Genomic DNA, 16,692 nt, shown 5'->3' with positions numbered 1-16,692 from the left:
GAGTCAAATAAATTTTATGACTAAGGGATGGAAAAAGCAAGCGTTTTCTCTGGAAATAAAGATAGCACTTTTCGATTGAATTGATATCAACTTGAGATCGAATCTTTCAATCTTCGTTCCGGCTTGGTAGATACGCTTTCAGATATGCGGAAGCATTGCCGTGCAAAAACCGTTCGACCAGTTCCTGACGGTAATGCCGCGAGAGTGAATCTCTTAATTGTGCGTATTGGCCAGCATGTTCCAATCCTTCCACCCATTCCTCGATACCGTCAAAGTCAGAGCCGAACATGATATGACGTTCGCCGCCGAGCGCGCACACATGGTCGATATGACGCAAAATATCGTCGACGGCCGCCCGCTTGCCCGCGGCAACGAAGGAGGGAACGAACGTAATGCCGATTCTTCCGTCCATCCCAATGATATGCTTAATTTGCTCGTCACGCAAATTGCGGGGATGAGGGCATACGGCATAGGCGTTGGAATGCGAAGCGATGAACGGTTTTTCCGCCCATTCGGCCAGTTGCCAAAAACCGCGTTCCGTCAAATGCGATACGTCCATCAGCATGCCTAAACGGTTGCATTCCTGAACTAGCCGTCTCCCTTTTGCCGTGAATCCGCCCTTGCGCGCTTCCTGCACTCCGTCCGCGGCCCAGTTGGCGTAGTTCCATGTAATCCCGAGGAAGCGCACGCCTAAATAGCTGCATATTCGCAGCTTCGTCAGATCCGCCTCGAGCCCGTCCGCCCCCTCAAGCGAGAGCAGCGCCCCGATACGCTTATTGCCGCTAGAGGCCTCTTGTTCCCATTCGATCCAATCCTCTTGCGAACGGATCCATTTCATGGCCGGGTTAGCGACAATTCGGCGGCGAAACAGATCGATGCTGCGGAGTATATCATCGAACCGCGGCGGGCCGAGCCGCTCCGATAAATAGACAGCAAAGCATTGCGCTCCGACGCCGCCCTGTATCAGTTTGGCCAGCGATACATCCAGCTTCTCATCTTCTTCAAAGCGGATCGCCGGATCGAACAGCATTTTGCTCAGTACGTCGCAGTGAAAATCGATGACGCCTTTATCCATCCGTCACACCTCGTCCCATTTCTTATTGTCCACGCAAAAAAACCTGTCTACACATCGTCATGACGCGGTAAACAGGCGGATATCAATCCATGAATCATTATCTAGGTTCTACGATTAATTTAATAGCGGTACGATCTTCCCCATCAATCACAATATCCGTAAAAGCAGGAATGCAAATCAAATCAACTCCACTCGGCGCTACGAATCCTCTGGCAATCGCTACTGCTTTAATCGCTTGATTCAATGCGCCGGCGCCGATCGCTTGCAATTCAGCGGCTCCACGTTCGCGTAACACACCTGCCAGCGCACCGGCAACGGAGTTTGGATTGGATTTTGCTGAAACTTTTAATACTTCCATGAAAAGAACCTCCTCGGGAATGATGGATTGATTCCACTATTAAAACATATTCGAGAGAGGCAAAAAAATTCCTTCTTTTTCGCTTATATATTAGCTCATGATCCATTCGTCCTCAACGATCCGTATTTTGTCAATACGCTTCGCCTTGCCCGTATGATCGTCCAATTCCACGATAACGGCGTGGAAATGCCATTTTCCTTCCGCGACGCTAAAGCGGACGGGAAGTTGCGTTTTGAACTTCCGCAGTACGGCTTCCCGATCGGTTCCGAGCACCCCTTCTTTCGGGCCGACCATGCCTACATCGGTTATATAAGCCGTTTGCTCGGGCAATATCGTCTCGTCGTTCGTCTGAACATGCGTATGCGTTCCGACGACGACCGAGACCCGACCGTCCAAATGCCATCCCATGGCAATTTTCTCGGAAGTCGCTTCCGCATGGAAATCGACAAATATAAATTTATGTTTTTTGCCGTATTGATTCAATATGTCATCTGCTTTGCGAAACGGGCAATCGATCGACGACATGAACGTTCTGCCTTGCAAATTGACGAGAAGCAGTTCCGCCCCGTTCCCTTTCACGACCGTAACTCCTTGCCCCGGCGTGCCGGGCGGGAAATTGGCGGGTCTTACGATGCGCGGCTCGTCGTCGATAAAATCGAATATTTCTTTATTCGCCCAGGTGTGATTGCCCATCGTCAGCCCATGAACTCCTTGTTCGAAAAACTCTTTCGCGACCGCGGCCGTCAACCCTTTACCTCCGGCCGCATTTTCGCCGTTTGCGATAATGAAGTGCGGCTGGTGCTTTTCCTTCAGCATCGGCAGCGTCTGCTTCAACGCTTTTCTTCCTATATTGCCGACGATATCTCCGATGAATAAAATCTTAATGGGATTCTCCTCCTTACAACTCGCTTCCAAAACCGTTGCTATACAAGTGAAAAGTGGCCCGAAAACGGGAGCCACTTTTCATTGTGTTCATTATTTAGCGTATTCAACCGCGCGCGTTTCGCGGATAACCGTGACTTTAATATGTCCCGGATAATCCAGCTCGTTCTCGATCGTTTTCGTAATATCGCGAGCCAGACGGAACGCTTCGGTATCGTCGATCTTATCGGGCTGTACCATGACGCGCACTTCGCGCCCCGCTTGAATTGCATACGATTTCTCGACGCCTTCGAAAGATTCGGAAATTTCCTCCAACTTCTCCAGACGTTTAATATACGTTTCCAGCGTTTCTCTGCGCGCTCCCGGTCTGGCTGCCGATAAGGCGTCCGCCGCGCCGACGAGCATCGCAATGACGGAAGTCGCTTCGCAGTCCCCATGATGGGAAGCGATACTGTTAATAACGACCGGATGTTCCTTATATTTCTTCGCTAACTCTACGCCGATTTCGACATGAGACCCTTCCACTTCATGATCCAGCGCTTTACCGATGTCGTGCAAAAGCCCGGCACGTCTCGCCAATGTAACATCTTCGCCAAGTTCTCCGGCCATCAACCCTGCAAGATACGCGACCTCCATGGAGTGCTTAAGAACATTCTGACCATAGCTCGTCCGAAATTTCAATCGGCCGAGAATTTTAATCAAATCGGGATGCAGACCATGCACGCCAACCTCGAACGTCGCCTGTTCTCCGTATTCACGAATGCGTTCGTCCACTTCTTTACGCGACTTCTCGACCATTTCCTCGATACGGGCGGGATGAATTCTTCCGTCCGCTACCAATTTCTCGAGCGATGTGCGCGCAATTTCCCGACGAATCGGGTCGAAGCCGGATAAAATAACCGCTTCCGGCGTATCGTCGATAATTAAATCGATGCCGGTCAACGTTTCGAGCGCGCGGATGTTGCGTCCTTCGCGTCCGATAATGCGGCCTTTCATTTCCTCGTTCGGCAGCGTAACGACCGAGACGGTCGTTTCCGCCACATGATCCGCCGCACAACGTTGGATCGCAAGCGTAATGATTTCGCGCGACTTTTTGTCCGCTTCTTCCTTCGCTTGCTGCTCGATTTCTTTAATCATCTGTGCCGTTTCGTGTCTGACTTCCTGCTCGACGTTCGTTAATATGATCGTACGCGCGTCTTCCATCGATAAATTGGATATGCGCTCCAACTCGGCAATTTGATTTTTATAGAGCAAATCTATCTGTTCTTGCGTTTCCTCGATACGCTTCTCCTTGTTCGCCACTTGTTCTTCTTTACGTTCCAGCGATTCTATTTTTTTATCCAGCGATTCCTCTTTTTGCAACAATCGTCTTTCTTGACGTTGAATTTCATTTCGACGCTCACGAATGTCTTTTTCAGCTTCGGCCCGTAGCTTATGAACTTCGTCTTTTGCTTCCAGGACCGTTTCTTTCTTCAGTGCTTCCGCTTCTTTCTTGGAGTTTTCCACGATTTGCGCGGCGGCGTGTTCTGCACTAGAAATTTTAGCTTCAGCAAGAGACTTGCGAATAAAATAACCAATCCCAAACCCAAAGATTAATGCGGCTACAACGAGAACGATCGAGATCCAGATGTTTTCCATCTTGTTCACCTCCTCGTTGATTCTCCAAGGCATTGCTTGGGCTATTTTCGGTTTTCATCCGTTTCACTTACATATTCATCGTTTAAGATGCACACTAGATCGCGCTGTCAGCGCTTCTCGCGCGAATCCCACAAAGGTGAGATCAAGCAAGTCAATGATTGGCGAAATAAATCAAATGGAATCAATTTTTTGGAAGGAAAAACTGACCCTGATTAAAATTATACATTCTCATTGTATTATTTATAAAAAGAAATTGTCAAGCAATTGAATCAGTTTATCGCCCGGGCGTGCAATCGTTCTCTTCGACCGCGGACGAATTCGGGATTCATTTATTTCATGTCGTTAATTATTAAATAATTTAATCGCCAAACGGGATATCATCGTCGTCCCCTTCATCCCCGACAACGCCCTCCGGATCGGCCGGCTCCTGCCAGGCAATCGTCCGTATCGCGCGATACGCCAGTTCTCCGGGATAACCGCGGCGCAGTAAATACGCAGCCGTTTTCTGCTTGCGTTCCTTCACGCTCCCTTTCGTTTGGCGCCATTTCTTCAGCCCGGCCTGAATGGCGCTCTCCAACTCGCGCTCCGGCTCGAGTTGTTCGATCGCTTGCGCGATTTCTTCCTTGGAAACGCCCTTCTGCTGCAATTCATGTTTTACCCAAATCCGCCCTTTCTTATGCCCGTAAACGCGCTGCTTCGTCCATTGCTCGGCATAGAGCGCATCGTCCACGAAACGTTCGTCCTCCAAGCGGCGGATGACTTGCTCGATCAACTCTGCTTCAAACCCTTTTTGCGTCAGCCTGACCGCAATCTCTTTGCTCGTCCGAGGTTTCCGCTCCAGGTAACGGAGCGCCTGCACATATGCCTGCTGCAATTCGTCGGCGCGCACGATGGCGCGAATGTCTTCCTCGAACAATACGGCGCCTTTTAACAGCCTGTACTTGACCATAATATCTTCATGCACGTTGAGTATAGGCTCTCCGTCCGCATATATAATATAACGGCGGGATTGCTTTGCGTCCCGTTCCACCGCCGTAATCGTTCTTTCCCGGTCCGGTCCGGTCGATGCGGCCTCTGGCCGTTCGTTTTGTTCCAATCGTTCTCCCTCCTATAGACCGCCTAAAAAAGAAAAACCTTTACCGCTTTATTCGCATGTAAAGGCTTTTCCGCAATGGTTATTCCGCTTCCAATTCAAATTCTTCCTCTTCGTCATCCAACGAAGCCGGCGCGCTTGACACGGCAGCGGCCGCCAAATTGCTCGCTTCGCGGATTTTGTTCTCGATGACGAGCGCGATTTCCGGATGATCTTTCAGAAATTGCTTCGCATTCTCCCGGCCTTGCCCAAGCCGCTCGTTCTCGTACGAATACCATGCGCCGCTCTTGTTGACGATATCCATCTCCGTTCCGATATCGATAATGCTGCCTTCCTTGGATATCCCTTCGCCGTACATAATATCGATATCCGCCTGTTTGAACGGCGGCGCGACTTTATTCTTGACGACCTTAATGCGGGTACGGTTGCCGACCATGTCGTTGCCTTGCTTGATCGTCTCGACGCGTCTGACGTCCAAACGAACCGTCGAATAAAATTTCAAAGCTCGTCCGCCCGGCGTCGTCTCCGGATTGCCGAACATGACGCCTACCTTCTCGCGAAGTTGGTTAATGAAGATCGCGATCGTCTTCGATTTGCTGATCGCGCCGGACAGCTTGCGCAGCGCCTGCGACATGAGCCTTGCCTGCAATCCGACATGCGAATCGCCCATCTCTCCTTCGATTTCCGCTTTCGGCACCAATGCCGCAACCGAGTCGATGACGATAATGTCAACCGCCCCGCTGCGCACTAACGCCTCCGCAATTTCCAAAGCTTGCTCTCCCGTATCCGGTTGGGATAGCAGCAATTCGTCGATGTTGACGCCGAGTTTGCTGGCGTATAACGGGTCGAGCGCGTGCTCCGCATCGATAAAGGCGGCTTGTCCGCCGATCTTTTGCACTTCGGCGATCGCATGCAGCGCGACGGTCGTTTTACCGGACGATTCCGGTCCGTACACTTCGACGATCCGTCCCCGCGGCAATCCGCCGATTCCTAGCGCGATATCCAGCGCGAGCGATCCGCTCGGCACGATTTCAACCTGCATATGTGTGGATTCGCCCAGCTTCATGATCGAGCCTTTTCCGAATTGTTTCTCGATATTACGTAATGCCATTTCAAGTGCAGCGCGACGATCTGACAATGAACTCACTTCCTTCTTGATTTATAGTTTTATGATACCTTGTTTTTCACCCTTTGCCAAGTATTTTTTCGAACATACATTCGTTTTTTTCTCGACATGCGCGTTCATTGGCCGCAAAAAAACCGCAGCAAAGGATGGGTCCTCGCTACGGTTCTTCCGTTAACTTGTCTATATTATACTTTAACCGGCCCGATATGGCAATAGCCAGTATAGCGCTTATGCAGGCCGCCGTTTCGCCAAAGTGGCGTGATCGCACTGCTGAATAACACAGTTCTTGCCGCAGTACATGACACTAGGAACGAACCAGATACCGCAAGCATGCTTCTTCTTAACCGACATTCCCATTTCAAAGCGTTGCCGCTAACAAACCCCATTGGATTTTATGCAATAGAACAAGGCCATATCCCGTTTCTTATCCATCTCTATTGGAAAACATCCAGCCATTTCAAAGCAAAACGTGAAATATTGCCGATTTCCTCCGAAAATATTGGATTAATTCCAGCAGCCGACTCGTTTCCCCTTCAACAGATCGCAATCTATTGGATAAAATCCAACGAGGTGCGCTAAGCTAACACATAGCGCGAACCCGATAAGCAGCTTCAATTCAACCGGCGCCACAGATGGTACAGCACCGTCTTCACCGTGCGCAGCCGGATCATTTCGCGCCCGCCGGAAAGCTGCAGCTTCTCGACTTGCGTCGGCTCCCCCTTCTGCGCGATAGCGATGTAGACGAGACCGACCGGTTTCCGCTCGGAAGCGCCGGGGCCGGCGACGCCCGTAATGGCAACGGCGAGATCGGTATCCGCAATCGTCCGCATCTGCTCGGCCATCGTTTGCGCCGTTTCGGCGCTCACCGCTCCCGGCGCCGTCTCGCCTTCGAGCATCGCATGCGGCACGTTCAGAAGCTGCTCCTTCAGCGCATTGGAATAGCAAACGATGCCGCCGGCAAACATGCGCGAGCTTCCCGGTATAGCCGTAATCATCTCGGACAGCAATCCGCCGGTGCAGCTTTCCGCCGCCGACAGCGTCCAGTCTTTGGCGCTCATGCGCTCGACGATCACTTGCTCGATCGCGACGTTCTCGGCGGCATACAGATGCGCTCCCAGCCGCCCGCGAATTTCCGTCTCCAATACGTCCAGCTTCGCCGATGCCTCCTCTACGGTCCGGGCTTTCGTCGACAGACGTATCGTCACTTCGCCTTCCTGGGCGTACGGGGCGATCGTCGTATCCGACTGCCCTTCGATCAAATCGATCAGCTTCGCTTCCAAGGACGATTCGCCGATGCCGGCAAATTTCAGCATGCGCGAGAACAACGGCATTTCATTCGTCAACAACCGTTGTTGCAGCCAGCGCTTGCCCTCATGCTCAAACATCGGCTTCATTTCCTTCGGCGGTCCCGGCAGCAGCATATAAGCCGTTCCGTCATGGATCAGCGCATTGCCGACGGCGAGACCGGTTTCGTTGGGCAGCGGATCGCTGCCGTCGATCATGAGCGCCTGCCTGCGGTTGCTTTCCACCATATTCGCGCCGCGCGAGAGGAACATCCGCTCGATTTTGTCCATCGAAGGGGCGTGAATATGCAGCGTTCGCCCCAAATATGAAGCCAGCGCATCCTTGGTCAAATCGTCTTGCGTTGGGCCGATCCCCCCGGTAAACAATACGAGATCGGCACGCTCCCGCGCAATTTCAATCGCCTGCCGCAGCCTCTGCAGATTATCGCCCACCACCGTCTGGTAATATACGTCGATTCCTAGCGCCGCCAGTTCCCGCGATAAAAATTGCGCGTTCGTATTGACGATTTGTCCGAGCAGCAGTTCGGTTCCTACCGCAACAATTTCGGCTTTCATGGCCGTTTCCCCCTTCAAATATCGTTTTTGACGCTCCATCATGGCAAAAAAGAGCCGCCTCATTCAGATCCTATCCCCGAAAGGACGAAAATCCGAATAAAGCAGCCAATGTCGCTCATCTCATTGAGAGTAATTGATCACATTTTTATTTTTCACGAAATAATCGATCCCGGAATATACCGTGATAATCGCCGCGGCCCAAATCGCCACCAAGTCGAAACGGAAACCGATAAACGTAAACGGAAAATTGTTGAGCAGCATGGCGATAATCGCCGTAATCTGCACCCCGGTTTTCCATTTGCCCCATTTGCTGGCCGCAACGACTTTGCCTTCGAGCAGCGCCACCTGGCGCAGGCCGGTGATCGCAAATTCGCGGCTAATGATCACGATCGCGATCCATGCGTCGCATTTGCCCATTTCAACGAGCGATATGAGCACTGCGGCGATGAGCAGTTTGTCGGCGAGCGGATCGAGCAGCTTGCCCAAATTCGTAACCATCTTCCCCTTGCGCGCGATATACCCGTCCAACCCGTCCGTGCTTGCGGCCACAATGAAAATTAACGCCGCAATGATCTGGTTGTACGTGATATGGAAGGATTCAATGTTGATTGCCGGAAAAAAATCGAAATTCACCAGCAAAAAAAACATCATAATCGGTACTAAAAAGATACGGGCCAGCGTAATTTTATTGGCCAGATTCACGATACACCCTCCCCGGACAAGTCGAACTCAAACGCATGGGTAATACGTACTTTGGCGATTTCTCCGATGTTGGCCTTGCAATTGGAAATAAACACCTCTCCGTCGATTTCCGGCGCGTCGTATTGCGACCGTCCGATATATACGTCGTTGCGTCCGTCGTAGCGCTCCACAAGCACATCCAATACTTGGCCGATATGTTTGGCGCTATGATGCTTCGATACCTCGCGCTGGATTTCCATAAGCGTATTCGCGCGCCATTCCTTCACATCGTCCGGCACTTGATCCGGCAAGCGCGTCGCCGGCGTACCTTCTTCAAACGAATATGTAAACACGCCGAGTCTGTCAAATTTCATTTCGCGAATAAAGGCGCTTAAATTGGTAAAGTCTTCTTCCGTTTCACCCGGAAAACCGACAATAATGGACGTCCGCAGCGCAACGTTCGGAATTTTGGCGCGGATTTTCGCAATCAATTCCCGCGCGTCGCGCTGTCTGCCCGGTCTGCGCATCCGTTTCAGAATCGTGTCCTCGCTATGCTGCAGCGGCATATCGATATATTTGCAAATTTTCGGATTGGAAGCCATCACATCGATCAATTCGTCGGTGAAAAAACCGGGATAAGCGTAATGCAGACGAACCCATTCGATGCCCGGCACTTCGCTGACACGGTTCAGCAGCGTCGGCAACATAAACTGATCGTACAAGTCCGTACCGTAATTGGTCGAATCTTGCGCGATCAAGCTAACTTCTTTCACTCCTTGCTGCGCCAACTGCTCCACTTCGGCGACGATCGACTCGATCGAGCGGCTGCGGAATTTGCCGCGCATAATCGGAATGCTGCAGAACGTGCAGTTGTTATCGCAGCCTTCCGCTATTTTCACATAGGTCGTATACCGAGGCGTCGATACTTTGCGAGGCAGTATTTGCTCGTAATTAAAGACCGGATTCCCCACACGCACCGGTTTCTTCCCGCGCAGCGCCTCGTCCACGATATCGTTAATGTTATGGAAATCCCCCGTGCCGACAATGCCGTCGATCTCGGGCATTTCCTCCAACAGCGCTTCCTTATACCGTTGCGTCAAACAGCCGGAAACGACCAGCGCCTTTAAATTTCCCGTTTGCTTCAACTCAGCCAAGTCAAGAATCGTATTGACGGATTCTTCCTTGGCCGCATCGATAAAACCGCACGTATTAACAATGATAACCGTCGCTTCCTCTTTATTATCGACAAGCGAGTATCCCCGCTCATGGATTAATCCGGACATGATTTCGGAATCAACTAAGTTTTTCTCACAGCCCAATGTAACGATTTTTATTTTTTCTGTCACGCCTGACGTCCCCCGTTCCTGCCTCCAAAGCGATGTGCATATCTATCTAATAAAGTATAATACATGCCGTTTTTAGTGTCAAAACGTTGAAAAACCTTAGTCGTATGATAGGAAACACACGATTCAAGGTTTTTCCGCCATCTTCGTTATTTAAAATTTACAAATTGCAATTCAAGGGAGAGATCCGCTTTGCGCAGCATTTGAATAACGTTTTGCAAATCGTCCTTGCTCTTGCCGGTCACCCGGATCTGATCCCCTTGAATTTGGCTTTTTACTTTTAATTTCGAATCTCGAATCAAAATATTAATTTTTTTGGCATTGTCTTGATCGATCCCTTGCTTCAATTTAATCCGTTGTCTGACGGTGCCCGACGCAGCCGGTTCGACTTTCCCGTATTCCAGGTTTTTGAGCGCCAGCCCGCGTTTGACCATTTTGGATTGCAAAATATCGATCACGTTTTTCAACTTCAATTCATCGTCCGAAATAATAACGAGCTCGTCTTTCTCCAGATTCAAGCTGCTTTTGGTGCCCTTAAAATCAAACCGGTTGCCGATCTCTTTCTCCGTTTGATTTATGGCGTTGTTCATTTCCTGCAAATCCATTTTCGACACGATATCGAATGAGCTTTCGGAAGCCATAAGGTCACGTCCTTTCATCATTGCGATTATTGAATGGTATTCATTATTCCGCAGCGGAATCGGCCGTCGATTCCAAATGCAGCAAGAAACGCCGGCGGACGGCGCTATCTCCGTCTTCCAGAGGGATTCCGCCTACTTTTACTTCGGCGAAATCCGGTCTCGTTACGCTAATATACAATCCGTCGACCAGATCGAACGTCTCCGTTACGCCGTCTTTCAACGTCTCGTTATATAACTTCTCGCCGTCGTATTTCTTCTTATATACCGTAATCCAACTGTCTCCGCCGGAAGCCGAAATTTCCACCTTTACCGAAGGCTCCGGCGTTTTTACCGCATACCAGTACGCTTTGCCGGATCTTCCTTTCGACACGATCTCCGGCGGGGCCGGCTCAGGAGGGGTGACCTCCGTTTCATCCGCAGGAGGCGTTGCCTCCTCATCCGGCGTCGTTCCGCCTTCGGAAGGCGGTTGCGGCTGCTGCATATCGTCGGTTATCTTCGTTCCGTCGGCTACTTGATCGTCCTTCGGCTCGGCGCCTTTAATATAAAACAAATAGACGACAATGACGATGAGGATAAGAAAGGACCACATTAAAATCGAAGAAACCCATTTCCCCGTCCGGCCTGTCGACCGCGTTCTGCGGCGGCTCTGAATAATAGGTTCGATCGTATCCGTCTGTGATTCCGGCATATCGCCACGGTATAATTCAAGCAGTTCGTCCGCGTTTAATCCGACCGTTTCCGCATACGTTTTCACGAAGGCGCGGACATAAAAAGGCCCCGGCAAAACTTTGTAGTCACCATCCTCAATGGCTTCCAAGTACCGTTTGCGAATTTTCGTCAATTCTTGCACGTCATCTAAAGTCATCCCTTTTTCGACCCGGGCTTTTTTCAGCAGTTGACCTAGATTCGACACACCATCACCTCCGCATATAATCTTGTATTTATCACGTTCAACGATCGCCGTTCAACTGCAAATGCATTTCTTTCATTCTATTATTGCATGAATTAGGCGTTAAGACCTATCGACTTATTTCAACAATTTCAGCTAAAATTCCTGCACATTCACGAAATATGTAATAAAATATTACATTTGAGCTATTGAATCTTACACATAATCATATAAAAAAATAAAATCAAAGACAAGTTCAATGTGAGTAAAAACATCAGAAGAAAGCTCCCAAGCGCGAGAGCTTTCCTTCAAATGTCCTATTTACAGCTTAAATCGGATGTTAAGCTTTTTCAACCAGCTTGATCATTAAACGGGCAATCGTCTTGCGCTCTTCCTCGGAGCCTACGTCCCAAAGCGCTTTGAGCGTCCGTTCGGGCCCGTTCTCCGGCTCGATCTTCTCTTCCAGAAAATCGCCGATTTCGTAAGCTAATTTCGAGATCGTTTCCTCGTTCATGCCCATATTTCTCGCTTGTTTGACCCGTTCTCCCAAAAAATTTTTCCACGTATCGAAATTTTCCAGAACCGACATGTTGATAAACCTCCTACATTATTGTGCTCAACAGTCGTAATATGCTCCGAAACTTTGTCTTTTATACGTACGAAAGGAAAATAACGGATCGATAATTATGTCAGCCAGCCTCCGTTCGGGCTTATAATTTGCCCGGTTATATACCCGGATTCCGGCAATGCGATAAAATAGACAAGCGATGCGATTTCCTCGGGCTGCGCCAGGCGACCCGCCGGAATTTCCCGCTCCAGGCCGGTTTTTTCCTCGCTGTTCAAATGGTTTAACATAACCGTATCGACGGCTCCGGGCGCTACCGCGTTGACCGTTACTCCCGAAGGCGCCAACTCTTTCGCCAGCGCTTTCGTAAAGGCGTTTAATCCGCCTTTGGTCGTGGAGTACACGACTTCGCAGGACGCTCCCGACAGTCCCCAAATCGAGGAAACGTTAATGATGCGGCCGTATTTCTGGGATATCATCCGCTGCATGAACGTTTGCGTGCATAAGAACATCCCTTTCAAGTTGACGGCCATCACGTCGTCCCACTCTTCTTCCGACACGTCGGACAGCAAGCCGTAATGCGCGATGCCTGCGTTGTTGACGAGGATGTCTGGCATAAATCCGTGATGCTCCAGCTTCTCGCGCATCCGCATAATCTGCTCCTTCGAACGCAAGTCGGCCGTTACCGTCAACACTTTGCTGCCGTAGCTCATGCATTTGCGGGCCACCTCGTTCGCGGATTCATGCGAATGCAAATAATGAATGACCACGTTCATTCCTACCGACGCGAAGCGCTCGGCAATGGCTGCGCCTATTCCCCGGCTCGCCCCCGTAATTAAAACGGTCGTTTCCCCAAACGATTTCATGACCCTCTCACTCTCGACTCATGATTACGGACTTTCGACGATGGAAACGGCAAGCTGCTCCCAGTCGAAATGTTCGCGCAAGCGCGCATTCACATCGGCAAGTCCGATCGACTCATATACTGGAAGTATAGCAAACAAATCGCTGTTGCGGAACTTATAATTTGTAAATTCGCTCGCGACCGCTTCCGGCGAATTGAGCATGCGCAAGTACGCGCCCATTTTTTTGTTGCGGGTCCGTTCGAAATGTTGCGCTTCGAATCCGGTCTGAACGACTTGATCGACTTGATCGCGAACGCGCGCAAGCAATTGATCGGGATCGCGCGTCTCTCCGCCGACGACCGAAAATGCGTAGTGCGGACTGCTGTTAAATTCGAAGCCGAACCCGTCGGATATCAAGTCTTCGTCGTATAGCTGCTGATATAACGGCGAACTGGAAGCAAAGAGCATGTCGAGCATCAGCTTCGTCGTCAATTCATGCCGGAGCAGTTGTTCGCCGCTGCGGCGAACATGCGGTTCTTTCAGCCCGAACATGCACTTCGGCAGCGAGACTGGCAATTTGGCCACTTTCCGCGCCTGCCGAACCTCATTCGGCTCCGCCGGAAAAATGCGTTCGATTTCGCCCTGCGGTTCGTAGGTTTTGCCCGCTTGATTGCGTCGAACCAACTCGAACACTTCTTCCGCGCGGACGCCGCCTACGACGAACAGCAGCATGTTGGACGGATGATAAAACGTGCGGTAACACGTATACAAGGTTTCCTTCGTAATCGTTCCGATCGATTCGACCGTGCCGGCGATATCGATATGTACGGGATGCGTCCGGTACATCGCTTCGATCAAACCGAAATAAACCCGCCAGTCCGGATTATCCTGATACATTTTAATTTCCTGTCCGATAATCCCTTTTTCCTTTTCCACATTTTCATCGGTAAAATACGGATGCTGAACAAAATTGATCAACGTTTCCAGATTGGCGGGAATTTGCTCGGTCGCGGAAAATAAATAGACGGTACGGTCAAAGCTCGTAAACGCGTTGGCGGACGCCCCTTGCGCCGCAAATGTCGCGAAAATGTCTCCCGTCGGCTCTTCAAACATTTTATGCTCCAAAAAGTGGGCGATCCCGTCGGGAACTTCGATCGGCTCTCCGGAACCGACCCGGAAGTGATTGTCGATCGAGCCGTACCTTGTGGAAAAAGTCGCATACGTTTTCTGGAATCCTTCTTTGGGGAGGACGTAAACGTCAAGTCCGTTCGGCATCCGCTCGTAATACAACGTTTCCTGCAGTCTAGGATGATGGATCGTTTCCATCCTTTATTCCCCCTTGTCGCGTAGAAAATAAATCGTATCTAATTGAAACGTTTGCGCCACGCGCTGAATATCTTCCGCCGTCACGCGCTCCACCTGCTCCAGCAATTGCGCCGTTGTCCGTTCCTTGCCGGACAATTCCCGGTTGAAATAATAGGCGATCGTCTCGAATGCCGAATCGCCGATTTCGCGCAACGTATTGGCGATCATCGCTTTCGTCTGCGACAGCTCCAATTCGCTGATTTGGCCCGCTTGCATGCTGGCGAGCTGCTCGCGTATGATTTGGACGGCCCTTTCATAATTTCCGATTTCAATGCCGGACTGGATCGCGCATATGCCTTTATGGCCGTCATAACGGGAGGAGGCGTAATAAGCGAGACTCGCTTTCTCACGTACGTTGGCAAACAGCTTCGAATGAGGGTATCCTCCCAAAATGCCGTTATACATCAAGGCCGCCGCATAATCGTCGTCGCCGTAAGTGACGGAAGTGCGCAAGCCCATGTTCAACTTTCCTTGCCCCACTTCCATCCGTTCGACAACCGTATTCACGTCCCGAACTTCGATATTGCCCGGGCGCATCGCATAGGTTGCGTCTTGATCGCGCCGAAGCCCGAAATGCCGTTCGACCAATGATTCCACTTCCTGCAGCGACGTATCGCCTACAACGTACAAATCCATACAAGCCGACTGAAGCCATTGCGTATAGGACGCATGCAAGGACTCCGCCGTAATCGGCGCAATGTCGGCGCGGTTGCCAAGCGGATGCAGCCGGTACGGTTCGTTCTTGCACATTTCTTCGATACATCGTTCGGCGGCATAGCGGATTTTATCGTTCACGATCGCTTCCAGCCGTTTGCGAAGCGTTTCTTTCTCCCCGTCGACGTATTTGGCGCGGAAAACGCCGTTTTCCAATGCAGGCTTCGTAATCGCCTCGCCCAGAAACGAGAAGGACTCGGCTAGCAGCGATTCTTTCGTATGTACGAATCGGTCGTTAATGACATCCATGCGGAATTGTACGATTTGATAATCGCCGCGCTTATATACGTCGAACCCGAACCCTGTGCCGTACAATTCGTCGAGCCTCTCGCGAAAGCGAATCGTTTCCGGATACGCCGCGGTGCCGCGCCGCAGTACAAACGGAGTAAGCGCGACCGATGTCACATGGCGCTCCGACAAAGGAAATCCAATATATAACGAGATTGCATATGTTTTAAATCGTTTCGTAGGAAGGACGTGAATGCGCATTTGATTTACTTTTCCTTGTTCAAACGTTGAAGTACTCAATAACAAATCTCCTTCCGTTCGCATCGTTTATTCGGAGGCCGGCCGTATTGCCCGATTTTCCCCCGTGTGAAGTCAATTTATTCGATTCTTACCCATTCTATACCAATCCAAAGTGAAGAAGCAACCTCGGGACATTCCAAGGTTACTTCTTTATACGACGGTATTCGTTCATGCAAGCGAAAGACGCCGGTCATTACGCGCGCATTACATGCAGAAGATATGTTTGCCGATCGTTTTCACCTGCGGTCTAGACCATATCCATTTGGACGTCGCCGTCACCGGATTGAAATAATATAAGCATCCGCCGGTCGGATCCCAACCGTTGATCGCTTGTTCCACCGCTTTGCGCGCATTTTCATTTGGCGTCAGCCAGATTTGGCCGTCGTCTACGGCGGTAAATGCGCCCGGCTGGAAAATGACGCCGGAAACCGAATTCGGAAAACTCGGAGATTTCACGCGGTTCAAGATGACGGCGGCCACCGCCACTTGTCCTTCGAACGGCTCGCCGCGCGATTCGCCGTAAACGGCGTTAGCCATCAGTTTCAGATCGTTCTCGGAATATCCGCGATTGTTGTTCGACGTCCATTCTTCCGACGTATCCGGTTCCACGCCGGCTCCCGGGCTCGGAGCGGCCTCTTCCGCCGGCGCTTGGCCGGTTTCCTCGGCGGTAGGCCTCCAATGCTTTGTAGCTTCCCAAAGTTTCAATTTCGTTTTCCCGCCCACAAAACCGTCCACCTTCAATCCGAACTCGGACTGAAACCATTTGACCGAGCCTAACGTCTTTTCTCCAAAATATCCATCCACTTTGCCGTGATAGAAGCCGAGAAATTTCAATCTGCCCTGCAGCTCATATACGTCTTTGCCCGAAAATCCGACCGTCAGCACCGCGTCCCCAAATGTCTGTTTGCTGGACATCGACGTTTTCAAATGGTATGTACCGAACAAAACGAGTACGATACTTAACGTAATCCATATTAAACGCTTGTTGATGACTGTTTTTCTCATCGCCTTCGCTCTACCTTTCTTCTGTTAGTTTTGCAGCAATGGTAAGCTTATTATGGGATGAGAAGGATGTAATTATGCGAAAGGG

16 protein-coding genes are annotated in these 16,692 nt (G+C 50.6%); all 16 read right to left on the bottom strand.

From position 1 onward, the window contains the following. Positions 1 to 106: 106 nt before the first annotated feature. Positions 107 to 1,075, bottom strand: a complete 969-nt coding sequence (locus KQI79_RS07360) for a dipeptidase (RefSeq protein ID WP_216537579.1) — start codon at positions 1,073 to 1,075, stop codon at positions 107 to 109. Between the two features lie 97 nt (positions 1,076 to 1,172). Beyond that, complete coding sequence (locus KQI79_RS07355) at positions 1,173 to 1,433, bottom strand: stage V sporulation protein S (RefSeq protein ID WP_006286829.1); 261 nt, start codon at positions 1,431 to 1,433, stop codon at positions 1,173 to 1,175. A 90-nt stretch (positions 1,434 to 1,523) separates the two neighbouring features. Further along, positions 1,524 to 2,318 (bottom strand): TIGR00282 family metallophosphoesterase, encoded by a 795-nt coding sequence (locus KQI79_RS07350; protein WP_216537597.1) that lies wholly within the window; start codon positions 2,316 to 2,318, stop codon positions 1,524 to 1,526. A 90-nt stretch (positions 2,319 to 2,408) separates the two neighbouring features. Next, entirely contained in the window at positions 2,409 to 3,953 is a 1,545-nt protein-coding gene (gene rny / locus KQI79_RS07345) for a ribonuclease Y (protein ID WP_216537578.1), read from the bottom strand. Positions 3,954 to 4,311: 358 nt separating this feature from the next. Then, positions 4,312 to 5,049: a regulatory protein RecX gene (locus tag KQI79_RS07340; protein ID WP_216537577.1), complete on the bottom strand. Its 738-nt coding sequence runs from the start codon at positions 5,047 to 5,049 to the stop codon at positions 4,312 to 4,314. 79 nt (positions 5,050 to 5,128) lie between these two features. Further along, complete coding sequence (gene recA / locus KQI79_RS07335; RefSeq protein WP_216537576.1) at positions 5,129 to 6,184, bottom strand: recombinase RecA; 1,056 nt, start codon at positions 6,182 to 6,184, stop codon at positions 5,129 to 5,131. A 599-nt stretch (positions 6,185 to 6,783) separates the two neighbouring features. Continuing rightward, entirely contained in the window at positions 6,784 to 8,031 is a 1,248-nt protein-coding gene (locus KQI79_RS07330; RefSeq protein ID WP_216537575.1) for a competence/damage-inducible protein A, read from the bottom strand. Positions 8,032 to 8,151: 120 nt separating this feature from the next. After that, a complete protein-coding gene (gene pgsA / locus KQI79_RS07325) occupies positions 8,152 to 8,733 on the bottom strand; it encodes a CDP-diacylglycerol--glycerol-3-phosphate 3-phosphatidyltransferase (RefSeq protein ID WP_216537574.1) in 582 nt (193 codons plus the stop codon). After that, positions 8,730 to 10,058, bottom strand: a complete 1,329-nt coding sequence (gene rimO / locus KQI79_RS07320; RefSeq protein WP_216537573.1) for a 30S ribosomal protein S12 methylthiotransferase RimO — start codon at positions 10,056 to 10,058, stop codon at positions 8,730 to 8,732. Before rimO ends, pgsA begins: the two co-directional genes overlap by 4 nt. Before the next feature lie 146 nt (positions 10,059 to 10,204). Next, the gene (locus KQI79_RS07315; protein ID WP_216537572.1) at positions 10,205 to 10,696 is read right to left on the bottom strand and encodes a YajQ family cyclic di-GMP-binding protein; all 492 of its coding nucleotides are present in this window, start codon (positions 10,694 to 10,696) and stop codon (positions 10,205 to 10,207) included. A gap of 43 nt (positions 10,697 to 10,739) precedes the next feature. Beyond that, positions 10,740 to 11,609 (bottom strand): helix-turn-helix domain-containing protein, encoded by an 870-nt coding sequence (locus tag KQI79_RS07310; protein WP_216537571.1) that lies wholly within the window; start codon positions 11,607 to 11,609, stop codon positions 10,740 to 10,742. A gap of 316 nt (positions 11,610 to 11,925) precedes the next feature. After that, complete coding sequence (locus tag KQI79_RS07305) at positions 11,926 to 12,174, bottom strand: DUF3243 domain-containing protein (RefSeq protein WP_216537570.1); 249 nt, start codon at positions 12,172 to 12,174, stop codon at positions 11,926 to 11,928. Between the two features lie 95 nt (positions 12,175 to 12,269). Next, positions 12,270 to 13,016 carry an elongation factor P 5-aminopentanone reductase gene (ymfI, locus tag KQI79_RS07300; protein WP_216537569.1) on the bottom strand — a complete coding sequence of 249 codons (747 nt, stop codon included), beginning with the start codon at positions 13,014 to 13,016 and terminating at the stop codon, positions 12,270 to 12,272. Positions 13,017 to 13,040: 24 nt separating this feature from the next. Further along, complete coding sequence (yfmH, locus tag KQI79_RS07295) at positions 13,041 to 14,321, bottom strand: EF-P 5-aminopentanol modification-associated protein YfmH (RefSeq protein ID WP_216537568.1); 1,281 nt, start codon at positions 14,319 to 14,321, stop codon at positions 13,041 to 13,043. A gap of 3 nt (positions 14,322 to 14,324) precedes the next feature. Further along, the gene (yfmF, locus tag KQI79_RS07290) at positions 14,325 to 15,602 is read right to left on the bottom strand and encodes an EF-P 5-aminopentanol modification-associated protein YfmF (RefSeq protein WP_216537567.1); all 1,278 of its coding nucleotides are present in this window, start codon (positions 15,600 to 15,602) and stop codon (positions 14,325 to 14,327) included. 204 nt (positions 15,603 to 15,806) lie between these two features. Continuing rightward, positions 15,807 to 16,607, bottom strand: coding sequence for a spore cortex-lytic enzyme (sleB, locus tag KQI79_RS07285; protein ID WP_253297990.1), 801 nt, complete (start codon positions 16,605 to 16,607; stop codon positions 15,807 to 15,809). Between the last annotated feature and the right edge of the window lie 85 nt (positions 16,608 to 16,692).

It is taken from the genome of Paenibacillus sp. MSJ-34 (assembly GCF_018918005.1).
Taxonomy (GTDB): domain Bacteria; phylum Bacillota; class Bacilli; order Paenibacillales; family Paenibacillaceae; genus MSJ-34.
Note: the sequence above shows the minus strand (reverse complement) of the source record. Positions and strands in the feature narration are given on the sequence as shown.